This window comes from Bradyrhizobium neotropicale (assembly GCF_001641695.1).
GTDB classification, from domain to species: domain Bacteria; phylum Pseudomonadota; class Alphaproteobacteria; order Rhizobiales; family Xanthobacteraceae; genus Bradyrhizobium; species Bradyrhizobium neotropicale.
The window spans coordinates 88,140-99,285 of record NZ_LSEF01000064.1; the positions used below are offsets into that span (position 1 = coordinate 88,140).

General features: G+C 65.2%; 11 protein-coding genes and 1 pseudogene. 8 read left to right on the top strand and 4 right to left on the bottom strand.

What is annotated here, in order from left to right:
* The first annotated feature begins 49 nt into the window (after positions 1-49).
* Positions 50-805, top strand: a complete 756-nt coding sequence (locus tag AXW67_RS22770; RefSeq protein ID WP_063679646.1) for an SDR family oxidoreductase — start codon at positions 50-52, stop codon at positions 803-805.
* A gap of 78 nt (positions 806-883) precedes the next feature.
* Here the strand turns inward: AXW67_RS22770 and AXW67_RS22775 are convergent, their stop codons facing one another.
* Positions 884-2,221: a S41 family peptidase gene (locus tag AXW67_RS22775; protein ID WP_027550716.1), complete on the bottom strand. Its 1,338-nt coding sequence runs from the start codon at positions 2,219-2,221 to the stop codon at positions 884-886.
* 294 nt (positions 2,222-2,515) lie between these two features.
* On the opposite strand from AXW67_RS22775, the gene AXW67_RS22780 reads away from it, so the two are divergent.
* The 3 genes from AXW67_RS22780 (at position 2,516) to AXW67_RS22790 (ending at position 4,666) form a co-directional block, all read left to right on the top strand.
* Complete coding sequence (locus tag AXW67_RS22780; protein ID WP_063679647.1) at positions 2,516-3,649, top strand: alpha-hydroxy acid oxidase; 1,134 nt, start codon at positions 2,516-2,518, stop codon at positions 3,647-3,649.
* A gap of 14 nt (positions 3,650-3,663) precedes the next feature.
* Positions 3,664-4,287: an HAD-IA family hydrolase gene (locus tag AXW67_RS22785; RefSeq protein ID WP_063679648.1), complete on the top strand. Its 624-nt coding sequence runs from the start codon at positions 3,664-3,666 to the stop codon at positions 4,285-4,287.
* A gap of 169 nt (positions 4,288-4,456) precedes the next feature.
* The gene (locus AXW67_RS22790; protein ID WP_035683996.1) at positions 4,457-4,666 is read left to right on the top strand and encodes a hypothetical protein; all 210 of its coding nucleotides are present in this window, start codon (positions 4,457-4,459) and stop codon (positions 4,664-4,666) included.
* 118 nt (positions 4,667-4,784) lie between these two features.
* Here the strand turns inward: AXW67_RS22790 and AXW67_RS42085 are convergent, their stop codons facing one another.
* Together AXW67_RS42085 and AXW67_RS40715 are read right to left on the bottom strand one after the other, a co-directional pair.
* Positions 4,785-5,396, bottom strand: a complete 612-nt coding sequence (locus AXW67_RS42085; RefSeq protein WP_063679649.1) for a hypothetical protein — start codon at positions 5,394-5,396, stop codon at positions 4,785-4,787.
* 2 nt (positions 5,397-5,398) lie between these two features.
* A complete protein-coding gene (locus AXW67_RS40715) occupies positions 5,399-6,601 on the bottom strand; it encodes a hypothetical protein (protein WP_161491279.1) in 1,203 nt (400 codons plus the stop codon).
* Positions 6,602-6,821: 220 nt separating this feature from the next.
* Here AXW67_RS40715 and AXW67_RS22805 point away from each other — a divergent pair, with 220 nt between their 5' ends.
* The 4 genes from AXW67_RS22805 to AXW67_RS43265 all read left to right on the top strand — a co-directional run bounded on the left by AXW67_RS22805 (position 6,822) and on the right by AXW67_RS43265 (position 10,889).
* Positions 6,822-7,949 carry a helix-turn-helix transcriptional regulator gene (locus AXW67_RS22805; RefSeq protein ID WP_063679651.1) on the top strand — a complete coding sequence of 376 codons (1,128 nt, stop codon included), beginning with the start codon at positions 6,822-6,824 and terminating at the stop codon, positions 7,947-7,949.
* Positions 7,950-8,076: 127 nt separating this feature from the next.
* Entirely contained in the window at positions 8,077-9,288 is a 1,212-nt protein-coding gene (locus AXW67_RS22810; RefSeq protein WP_063679652.1) for a molybdopterin molybdotransferase MoeA, read from the top strand.
* Between the two features lie 175 nt (positions 9,289-9,463).
* Positions 9,464-10,162 carry a transcriptional repressor LexA gene (gene lexA / locus AXW67_RS22815; protein ID WP_063679683.1) on the top strand — a complete coding sequence of 233 codons (699 nt, stop codon included), beginning with the start codon at positions 9,464-9,466 and terminating at the stop codon, positions 10,160-10,162.
* A gap of 295 nt (positions 10,163-10,457) precedes the next feature.
* Positions 10,458-10,889, top strand: coding sequence for a hypothetical protein (locus AXW67_RS43265; protein WP_063679653.1), 432 nt, complete (start codon positions 10,458-10,460; stop codon positions 10,887-10,889).
* An 11-nt stretch (positions 10,890-10,900) separates the two neighbouring features.
* On the opposite strand, the pseudogene AXW67_RS44225 reads toward AXW67_RS43265, so the two are convergent.
* Positions 10,901-11,146: pseudogene (locus AXW67_RS44225) on the bottom strand (ComEC/Rec2 family competence protein); the annotation flags it as partial.

Here is an 11,146-nt window from a genome sequence, read left to right on the forward strand (position 1 = left end):
CTCGCGCTTGCTGGATTGCCGTGGCTCCCAACTCCATTGAGACGCAACCATGAAGATGACTGGCAACACGATCCTCATCACCGGCGGCACCAGCGGTATCGGCCGCGCGCTTGCTGAGGCCCTCCACGACCGCGGTAATCGCGTCATCATCGCGGGACGACGGCAGGCCCTGCTCGATCAGATCACGGCCGAGCGCCCCGGAATGGTCGGCCAGCCGCTCGACCTCGACGATCCCGCGGCGCCATCGCGCCTCGCGACTGAAGTTCGTGCGCGCTTCCCCGAGCTCAATTTTCTCATCGCCAATGCCGGCATCTCCAAGGCGGAGGACATGACCGCGGATGGCTGGAACGTCTCCGATGCGGAAGCCATGGTGGAGACCAACATTTTGGGCGTGCTCCGCGTAGCCGGGGCATTCCTGCCCATCCTGAAGACGCAGCAGAATGCGACGATCATGGTGACGAGCTCGAACCTCGCCTTCGTGCCGCGCGCCGACTTTCCGACCTACTGCGCCAGCAAGGCGTTCCTGCACTCATGGCTCCAGTCGCTGCGGCATCAGCTGCGCAACATCCCCATCGAGGTGCTCGAGCTCGCGCCGCCTTACGTGCAAACCGAGCTCACCGGCGCACAGCAGGCGAGCGACGCGCGCGCCATGCCGCTTACTGCCTATGTCGCGGAGGTGATGCAACTCCTGGAGCTCGCGGTTCATCCCCGCGGCGAGGTGCTGGTCGAACGCGACCGTACCCGGCGCTGGGCCGAGCGCGAGGGCCGCTACGAGGCAGCCTTTGCTGCGATGAATCCGAGCTGAGATCCTCCCAAAACGAATTCGCCCGGGAGTGGCTATCCACTCCCGAGCGATGCCGGAGGTCACAAGGACGGATAGAGCTTAGTTCGGCACCGCGGTCTTCGGTGCCGGCTTCGCAGCCGCGGCGTTCACGGTGACGCCGTGCAGGAAGTCGAAGGCCGCGTGCAGGGCCTTGTCGTCCTTCTCTTCCGGCGGCACGTAGGACTGCGAACCAGTCTGCTCGGTGCCGTCGGCAGCCGAGAGATGCCCGCGCATCGAGGCCTCGCCCATGGTGTCGACGCGGCCCTTCAGCTCGGCCGGCACGTCCTGGAGAATCTCGATGTCGGGCGCGATGCCCTGGGCCTGGATCGACCGCCCCGACGGCGTGTAGTAGCGCGCCGTGGTCAGCGCCAGCGCGCCATTGCCAGAGCCGAGCGGGATGATCGTCTGCACCGAACCCTTGCCGAACGAGCGCGTGCCGATCAGCGTTGCGCGCTTGTGGTCGTGCAGCGCGCCGGCCACGATCTCGGAGGCCGAGGCGGAGCCGCCGTTGATCAGGACGATCAGCGGCTTGCCCTTGGTGAGGTCGCCGCCATGCGCCGTGAAGCGCTGGGTCTCTTCCGGATTGCGGCCGCGGGTCGAGACGACCTCGCCGCGCTGCAGGAAGGCGCTCGATACCGAGACGGCCTGGTCGAGCAATCCGCCCGGATTGTTGCGGAGGTCCATCACATAGCCCGCGAGCTTCTCCGGCGGGATTTCCTTGGAGATCGACGCGATCGCTTTCTTCAGGCCGTCGGTGGTCTGCTCGTTGAAGGAGGTGACGCGGATATAGCCGATGTCGCCGTTCTCGACGTGGAACCGCACCGGGCGCACATGGATGATCTCGCGCGTGATCGCAATGTCGAGCGGAACATCCGCACCCTTGCGCACGATGGTGAGCTTGGTCTTGGTGTCGACCGGCCCCTTCATCTTGTTGACGGCCTGCTCGAGCGTCATGCCCTGCACGGCCTCGCCGTCGATCTTGCTGATGAGGTCGCCGGACAGAATGCCGGCCTTGGACGCCGGCGTGTCGTCGATCGGCGAGACGACCTTGACGAGGCCGTCCTCCATCGTGACCTCGATGCCGAGCCCTCCGAACTCGCCGGAGGTGGTCTCCTGCATCTCGGTCCAGGACTTGTCGTTCATGTAGCGCGAATGCGGATCGAGCGAGGTCACCATTCCCGTGATCGCGCCTTCGATCAACTTGGCGTTGTCGGGCTTCTCGACGTAGCTCGCCTTCACGCGCTCGAACACCTCGCCGAAGAGGTTGAGCTGGGAATAGGCATCATCTGCAGTTACCGCCGCCCGCGCCGCCCAGTGTCCGCCTTGCGGACCGGTCATCAGAAGGGTCAGACACGCGCCGGTGAGCGCGCCGAGGGGAAACAGCAGGGATTTCCGCATGGATGGGGTGGCCTTTTCGCTTGGGGCTTGGGAGGCGCCATGCAAATGGCGATCCAGCCCGTTTCTCACAATACCATTCTGGTTTCTTCAAGGCCGGCCTGCGACGCCGGCCGGTACACCGTAAAATCCGCTTCGTGGTGGCCTAAATTTTTGGCAACGTTCCGACACCGTTTCGCGCCAGGCGGGACTCGGTCGGCCCGCCCACGCCTTGCAGCTATGCGATTTTAGGATGGTTTTGGAGGGCCGGACGGGATAGGCGATGACTTAAGGCTTCAAATTCTCGGGAGGATAACAATGAACGAAGCGCCCCGCATCCGGCCGGATCGGAACGTCGAACTCGGCGCCAGCAACGAGCCGTTCCAGAACCTGCACGAATTCATCCGGAAGGCGCGCTCCAACCTCAACCAGAACGCCTGGGACTACATCGTCGGCGCGGCCGAGACCGAGACCACCATGCGCCGCAACCGCATGGCGCTCGACGAGATCGCATTCCGCCCGCGCGTACTGCGCGACGTCAGCAAGGTCGATGGTTCCGTCGAGCTGTTCGGCCGCAAGATGCGCCTGCCGGTGGTCCTGGCCCCGGTCGGAGCGCTCGAGATATTCGATCCGGATGGTGCGGCCAGCGTGGCGCGCGGCGCCGGCGCGTTCGGAGCGGCGCACATGCTGAGCTCGGTGTCCGACCCGGGCCTGGAAAAGACCGCCGAGGCCGCGCCCGATGCGCTGCGCTTCTATCAGCTCTATGTTCGCGGCGACGACGCCTTCGTCGAGGATGTCGTCAGCCGGGCCGTGAAGCACACCTATGCCGCCTTCTGCCTGACCGTCGATACCGCTCATTACAGCCGTCGTGAGCGTGACATCGCCAAACGCTATGTTCGTGAAAGCCGGCTGCGCGCCACCGGCGGCGACTTCCAGAAGGGGCTGGAGTGGCGGACCGTGAAGATGATCAAGGACAAGTTCAAGATCCCGCTGATCCTGAAGGGAATCGCGACCGCAGAGGACGCGCTGATCGCCATCGATCACGGCGTCGAATGGATCTACGTTTCCAACCATGGCGGCCGCCAGCTCGACCACGGCCGCGGCGCCATGCATGTGCTGCCCGAGATCGTCGAGGCCGTGAATGGACGCGCCAAGATCATGGTCGATGGCGGCTTCTGCCGCGGCACCGACATCGTCAAGGCGATCGCGGCGGGCGCCGACATGGTCGGGATCGGCCGGCTGCAGTGCTGGGCGCTGGCGGCCGCGGGCGAAGCCGGCGTGACGCGGATGCTGGAGCTCTTGGAGGATGAGGTGCTGCGCTGCCTTGGCCTGCTGGGCGCCACCTCGTTCGCCGAAATCGACAAGTCCTGCCTGCATCCGGCAACCGCTACCAACGCGCCGAGCGTATTCAGCGCGTTTCCTCTGCTCGACATCGAGCCGTATCGATATTGATCTGAAAGGACGCAATGACTTCGCTTTCTCCCGGCAGCGCGGATGCCCTTCTGTTCGATCTCGGGCGCGTCGTGCTCGACATCGATTTCTCCAGGACGATCGCCTGCTGGGCGGGACATGCCGGCTGCAAGCCCGAGGCCATCGTGGCGCGCTACGTGCGTGACGAGGCCTACCGGCTGCATGAGACCGGCAAGCTCAGCGACGAGGCGTATTTCGACTCGCTGCGCTCATCGCTCGGGATCGGCCTTTCGGATGCGCAGTTCCTGGAGGGCTGGAACGCGGTCTTTACCGGCGAGATGCCCGACATTGCTGAGCTGTTGCCACGCGCTGCACGGCACATGCCGCTCTACGCCTTCTCCAATACCAACCAGCCGCATGTCGACTATTTTTCGAAGGAATATGCCGACCTGCTCGGCCATTTCCGCGAGCTGTACCTGTCCTCCAGCATCGGACTGCGGAAGCCCGATGCGGAAGCCTTCGACCACGTGGTGGCCGCGATCGGCGTGCCGGCCGGGCGCATCGTGTTCTTCGACGATCTCGCCGAGAACGTCGAGGGGGCGAGGGCCCGCGGACTGACGGCGGTGCACGTCACCTCACCCGTCGACGTCGGCAATGCACTCAAGGCGCTCGGGATCTGAGCGCGGGCGTCCTGGGGCTTGGTCAATCCTGCCGATGGTTCCCCGGAACCGATTCCCCGCGATGAGGAACCAACTCACTTTGTGCAATTTCGTACAAAGTTCCTGGAACGGAATCCCTGATTCCGGACTCTTAAGAGTCCGTTGGGATTTCTACACCGGACTGATCGTCGTGTTGGGCAAAACCTACCTCACCAAGCAGGCCTCTCTTCTGCTCCAATTCGCCAGAAGCACCTCGGACTCGGATCTCTCGGCCAAGCTCGTCAGCAAGGCCGCCGATCTGAAGTCTCAGGCCGACCCCCTGCCCGACAAGGATCAGAGTCCCAAGGCGCCCGATGTGACGTCCGACGCCAGTCCGAACGAGCCAACAGGAGCGGATTGATGTTGGCCATGGCCCTCGTCGCGCTCGTCCTTGCGATCGCCACGCTGGTGCCAATCTGCCTCGTCATCCAGTCGCGCCGGGCCTGAGGCACGCATTCGACTGACCGCTGGATGGTCCCCTATTCCTTGACGGCTTCCGGCTTCGGCGCGGGCACGGATTTGTGAGCCTGGGCGACTGGTTGCTTCTGGGCCGGCAACGACTGCGGCGCGGAGGATGCCGGCGGCGGTGACGGCGCCGGCGCAGCCGGCGGCACCGGCGCGGCCTGCCCGAGATTGACGGACAGGCCGAACAGCCGCCACTGCCCGCCCACGGGCGCAAACAGCAATTCGAAATTGACCTGCGTCGGCACCGAGGGAAAGAAGCCGGCCATGTGCAGCATGCCGTTACCCTCGATCTGCGGCAGCACGGTCAATTGCGGATCGAGCGCGGCAACGCCGGAGAGGTCGATATTGTCGTTGCGCTGCTTGGCGAAGATATCGGCGAGCTTCGCCGCCGTGTTGACCTGAAACCCGGGCGCCCCGAGATCGCGCAGGACGGTGTAGTTGCCGGTCTTGTTGGCCTGGTCGAGCGCGAGCAGCGACGAGCGGATCATGATCAATACGCCGTTGCGGTCGATGTTGGCCGGGGTCGGCGTCGCATGCGGCGACGGCTTCGGGCCCTCGCTCCGCACCTCGCGCAGCGGAAGCGCGGCCGTCGCAAGGCACAGAATCAGTGCCGCTTTCGATCGCATGCTCACCAGGCGAGCGTTCCGCCGACACGGCCGCCGATACCGCCGCGGGCGAAGCCGGCACCGACGGCGGCGTTGGCGACGAAATTGTTGCTGAGGCGAAGCTGCGCCATGCCGCCGAACGCGTTCTCGCCGCTGAAATTGCCCCAGTTCGCCGAGATCGCGAATCTCTTGTTGTCCGGCAACGCCGCGCCGCCCATCGCGATCGCCACCGCCGAGCCCTCGAAGGCCTTGCGCATGTCGGCATTGAGCGAGCGCACATTGGTCTCGAGATTGGTCACGCGGCCGTCGAGCGCGGAGAGCGCAGTGACGCTGGCGATGTTCGACGCGTTGACGACAGCTAAATTGCCGGCCGCATCCGATGTGACCAGGCTGACCGGGCCTGACTGGGCCGCGAGGCTGGCCGCAGAGGTGATGCCCGCGAGCGTGTAGGTGTTAGCCGCGGTGCCGACCGCGACCTGGTTCGCACGGGTGGTCGCCACACCGGCACCGACAGCCGTCGAGTTCACGAAGGTCGCCGACGTGCCCTGGCCCAGGGCCGTCGCACCAATCGCCGTCGCAGTAGCCGACTGCCCCAATGCGGTTGAGCCGTCCCCGATAGCCCTCGATCCTTGCCCCAATCCAGTTGAATTCAGTCCATCAACCACAGAGCCTTGACCGATGGCCGTATTGTTGGCGGCTGAAGAAGACAGGCCAATTATCGCACCCTCACCAATAGCCGTGCCGTTCGCACCAGCAAAAATCTTCGCCTGCGCGCCCATGATAGTATCATTGGTGTCGCCGTTATTGAATGCCTTGTATCCTACGGCTGTGGAATTGGTCCCCTGAGCCGTCGCAGATGCACCAACGGCCGTGGTCCCAGCGGCACCGGCCAAGCTGGATGCGCCGATTGCCGTGCCATTCGCAATTGGATTGACGAACGCTCCGTCGCCAACGGCCACGCTATTGGAGCCTGCTGCTGTGGCACCAAAACCGACAGCGGTATCAGCGGCACCGGTCGCAATGGCCTGGCAGTTCGCGCTGTTCAGCAAATCAGTGTTGCCCGCGGCTCCCGAATTGCAACCCGCCATGGCCGTTGCCGAGAAGAAAATTGGACCAATTGCCAGAACAAAGGCAGCAGCAAACCGCTGGTTCAATCGACGCAACAGCGCGGCGACAACAATCGCAAATACGAGATTTCGGCCCGATTGGGTTGCTGACGTCGGCATTTTCGTCCCCGCTCTGAATCGATGACATCGTGTCTGCCTCGAAACCTTGCAAACGCCGGACACAGAGGCATCTGACGTTCGTCGGATGCATTGACGACCGCGCCGGGAATGCAGGCTCGGTGCGGCTTTGCGGCAACATCGGCGCGTCTGCCGCTTTTCTGCCCTTGCCCGTGGCGCCGGCGCGCGCTCAAATGCCGCATTGCAATTTGAGGTTTTTTGAATGCAGGCCGGCGATATTTCGGACGACGCCGTATTGGACCTCGTCGGCGCCATTTATGACACCGCGCTCGACGGAAGCCGCTGGGCAAGCGTGCTGACGCGCATCGACGATGCCGTAGGCGGCCGCATCCTGTTCGGCGTCTATGATCCCGGAAGCGGCCTCTCCAGCCTGCTGTCGCCCCGGATCGATCCCGAGCGTGTGCAGAACCTGCTCGGCTGGGCGCCGCGCAACCCCCTGTTGCCGCTCGGCATCGGCAGGGCGCCCGGCGAGGTCTTCACCATCGGCGATTTCATTACGCGCGACGAATTCACCCGCAGCGACTTCTACAATGAATGGTGGCAGCCGGCCGGATTCGACACCGAGCCGCTGACGACCAATTTGCTGGTCGATCATAACGCCACGGGTATTCTGACCATCCACCGGCCGTCCAACCTGCCGTCCTATGGCGGCAAGTCCCGGCGGCTGTTTGCGACCCTGGCGCAGCATCTCGTGCGCGCCGTTGCCATCCAGCGGCGCACACACCAGCTCGACATCACCGGCCGCGCGGCGCTGGCGGGCCTCGACGAACTCGATCAGGGATTCGTGCTCGCGGACGCTCAGGCACGCCCGGTCTTCGTCAATCGCCGCGCGCGTGAACTGCTCGACGTCGCCGATAGCGTCGTGATCGAGGCGGGCGCGCTGAGCGCCGTCAACGGCGAAGACGGCCGCCGTCTGCGGACGCTGATCGGTTCGTGCAGCCTCGACAATCCTGTTCGCATCGGCGGCGAGATAAGCCTGCGCCGGCCGCCCGGCCGCATGCCGCTGCACGTGCAGGTGACGCCGGTCGGCAGCGATTGGACGGAGAGCGCCGTGCCGCTCGCCTCCGGCTGGCGCTCGAGCGCGATGCTGCTCATCACCGACCCGGAGCCCAATGCGCGGGCAAGACTCGAGGCGTTGCGCGAGCGCTACGGCCTCACCCGCGCCGAAGCCGCGTTCGCGCTCGAGATTGTGAAGGGCGACGGCCGCAAGACCACGGCCGAGCGGCTCGGCATCACCGATGGAACCGCACGCAGCCACCTGTCGAGGATTTTTGATAAGACCGGCGTGAGTCGGCAGGCCGAGTTGGTGCGGCTACTGCTGCAGAAATAGATTTCCCGCCTGGTCAACATCGCAGGGACGTGCGCGTGACCTGCGCTTCCGGAGCCCTTTTGCTTCGGCCCCTCCACTCGGCTAGAACCTTGCCGACCAGTCCTTCGATTTGTAGCGGGAGTTCGCCGTGGCCCTCATGCCGGTTTCCGATGCGCTTGCCGCCGTACTCGCGGGTGCAGAGCCTCTGGCCGAGGAAACGATCGCGCTCGACGATGCCTTCCATCGCGTGCTCGCGCGCGATGTTGCGGCCCGGCGTACGCAGCCGCCGCAGGCGATGTCGGCGATGGACGGCTACGCCGTGCGCGCGAGCGATGTGGCCAATGTCGACACGCAGCTCTCCGTGATCGGCGAGGTCGCCGCGGGCCGGCCGTTCGCGGGGACGGTGGGCGCCGGCGAAGCGGTGCGGATCTTCACCGGTGGCGTCGTTCCCGATGGCGCGGACGCCGTCGTGATCCAGGAGGATACGGTCGCTGAGGGCAAGCGCGTCACGATCAAGGAGGCCGCCATTGCCGGCCGGCACATCCGCCCCGCCGGCGTCGATTTTCGCGAGGGCGACGTGCTGCTGCGGAAGGGAACCCGCCTCACCGAGCGCGACCTCGCGCTCGCCGCCGGCATGAACCATCCCCGCCTTCCCATCCGCCGCCGTCCGAAGGTCGCGATCCTCGCGACCGGCGATGAGCTGGTGATGCCGGGCTCGACGCCCGGGCCCGGCCGGATCGTCTACTCCAACGGCTACGCCCTCCACGCGCTCGCCCGCAGCGAAGGCGCCGAAACGATCGACCTTGGGGTCGTCGCCGATACCCTGGAGGCCACCACGGCCGGTATCCGCCGCGCGCGCGAGAGTGGCGCCGACATCCTGCTGACGACCGGCGGCGCCTCGGTCGGCGACCACGACCTGGTCCAGCAGGCGCTCAAGGCCGAGGGCATCTCGATGTCGTTCTGGAAGATCGCGATGCGGCCGGGCAAGCCAATGATGCACGGGCATCTCGGCGCGATGCGCGTGATCGGCCTGCCCGGCAATCCCGTGTCATCCTACGTTTGCGGCTTCCTGTTCGCGGTGCCGCTGATTCGCGCGCTTGCCGGCCGCGCAGTGATTCACCACCGCCGCGAGCGCGCCGTGCTCGGCCGCGACCTCAGTGCCAACGACATGCGCGAGGACTATCTTCGCGCGCGCCTCGAAGTGCGCGACGACGGCACGCTGGTTGCGCTGCCCGTCAACCATCAGGACTCCTCGCTGCTTGCGAATCTCGCTGCGGCACAGGTACTTGTCGTGCGGCCGCCATTCGCGCCGAAGGCCGACGCCGGCGCGCCCTGCGAGGTGTTGCGGCTGCCCGGTTGAACGCAACGGCGACACGTGTTCCGCGAACTTTGTCGCGTTCACGGTAAATTAAGCAGTTGCGGAACACATATCGAACATATAGTGTCCGTTCATGATTTGTTTCGAGCATCTAGCGGCTTGCCGCTGAATTGAGCGTCTCGGAATCGAACGACATCAACCGGGGGATTTGGTCGAGATGTTAACGCGCAAACAATACGAGCTTCTGCGGTTCATCAGCGAGCGTCTGAAGGAAAGCGGCGTGCCGCCCTCCTTCGACGAGATGAAGGACGCGCTCGACCTGCGCTCGAAGTCCGGTATCCATCGCCTGATCACCGCGCTCGAGGAGCGCGGCTTCATCCGGCGCCTGCCCAATCGCGCCCGCGCCATCGAAGTGATCAAGCTACCGGAGCTCCAGGCTGCCGCCGGAAACCGGCGCGGCTTCACGCCCAGCGTCATCGAAGGCAATCTCGGCAAGGTGCGTGGCTCCAGTGCACCGGTGGACGAAGGCGAGCGTCCGGTCGCAGTGCCGGTGATGGGCCGCATCGCGGCCGGTACGCCGATCGAGGCCTTGCAGACCCGCAGCCACACCATCAGCGTACCGCCGGACATGCTCGGCTCGGGCGAGCACTACGCGCTCGAAGTGCGCGGCGATTCGATGGTTGAGGCCGGCATCCTCGACGGCGACATGGCGCTGATCCAGCGCAACGAGACCGCCGACACCGGCGACATCGTGGTTGCCCTGATCGACGACGAGGAAGCGACGCTGAAGCGCTTCCGCCGCCGCGGCGCCTCGATCGCGCTCGAGCCCGCCAATGCCGCCTATGAGGTGCGCATCCTGCCGCCGAACCGCGTGAAAATTCAGGGCAAGCTGATCGGTCTGTATCGGAAGTACTGAGCGCATTCGGCGGAGCCGTGAGCCGATGCTCGTCGCGCGGAGCAACTGACCTCCGCCGCGTGTGGTGCGGCGCCGATGAATCCAGGAATGATGTCGACAAGCGCAGCAGAAAAGAATTCACAGGAGCGCGCTTTGTTCCAAACGCTCTTGATGAACGTAGAAAAGATAAAGTGATCGGCAGGTCTGCACACAAGTCGCAGATTTGCCCTCAAGATCGCATATCATCGTAGCCTTCCTGATAGAGGCCTGGGCCTCCGGGGGCACGGGTCGCTATCTCTGATGAGGAGCACTTGCGATGTGTGACTACAGTCTGCATGCCGTCGCGACCCGTCCCGCCCAGGTCGGTGAGACGATCGTCACGACAACCTTCCGCGGCACCTCGACACGCGGCTTCGCTTCGGAAGCCGATCTCTCGGTCGCGGTCTGCCTGCTGCCGGGGACGGAGCTCGCCTTCGCCGACAATGTCCGCTACGACAATCGCTGGATCTGGACGCGCACCATCAACTCCCGCGTCGGCAAGTTCGGCAAGGTCGATCCGCACATTCCGGACCGCCATCATGATGCGATCGAATTCCCGGACGGCAAGTATGTGCTGGTGACGCAGCTCGTCGAAGGCCAGCGCGCAACCGTGCTGCAATTGCCGGTGACCCAGCCGGTCGGTGAGCACAAGCCGCAAGTGGCCGCCGATAGACCGCAGCCGACCGTGACACGCCTGCCGATCGGCTGACACGATCGATTTCAGTCCTCGGCCTGAAGGTCGGCCTCCGACGGCGTTGCGTCCCTGGAGCGCGGTGTGGCCGGCCGTGGCGCGAGATTTGATTCATAATAACCATCGCCGGCGCCGGCCGGCGACCAGGGGCGGTTTGCGCCCCTCGCCCTCACCGCCTGCACCGCAAAGCCGTCGCCGCGACGCGTGAGCGCCAGCCCGCCCTGTCCTGCCAGACGATCCCGGTCGACCACCATCGCCGCGCAATCGGGCGGCGC

Bases quoted from the DNA above. Each gene is read 5' to 3' on its own strand.
- AXW67_RS42085 (WP_063679649.1), bottom strand. From the start codon at position 5,396: ATGCGATCGAAAGCGGCACTGATTCTGTGCCTTGCGACGGCCGCGCTT.
- AXW67_RS43265 (WP_063679653.1), top strand. From the start codon at position 10,458: ATGTGTGACTACAGTCTGCATGCCGTCGCGACCCGTCCCGCCCAGGTC.
- AXW67_RS22785 (WP_063679648.1), top strand. From the start codon at position 3,664: ATGACTTCGCTTTCTCCCGGCAGCGCGGATGCCCTTCTGTTCGATCTC.
- AXW67_RS22805 (WP_063679651.1), top strand. From the start codon at position 6,822: ATGCAGGCCGGCGATATTTCGGACGACGCCGTATTGGACCTCGTCGGC.
- AXW67_RS22775 (WP_027550716.1), bottom strand. From the start codon at position 2,221: ATGCGGAAATCCCTGCTGTTTCCCCTCGGCGCGCTCACCGGCGCGTGT.
- AXW67_RS40715 (WP_161491279.1), bottom strand. From the start codon at position 6,601: ATGCCGACGTCAGCAACCCAATCGGGCCGAAATCTCGTATTTGCGATT.
- AXW67_RS22770 (WP_063679646.1), top strand. From the start codon at position 50: ATGAAGATGACTGGCAACACGATCCTCATCACCGGCGGCACCAGCGGT.
- AXW67_RS22780 (WP_063679647.1), top strand. From the start codon at position 2,516: ATGAACGAAGCGCCCCGCATCCGGCCGGATCGGAACGTCGAACTCGGC.
- lexA (WP_063679683.1), top strand. From the start codon at position 9,464: ATGTTAACGCGCAAACAATACGAGCTTCTGCGGTTCATCAGCGAGCGT.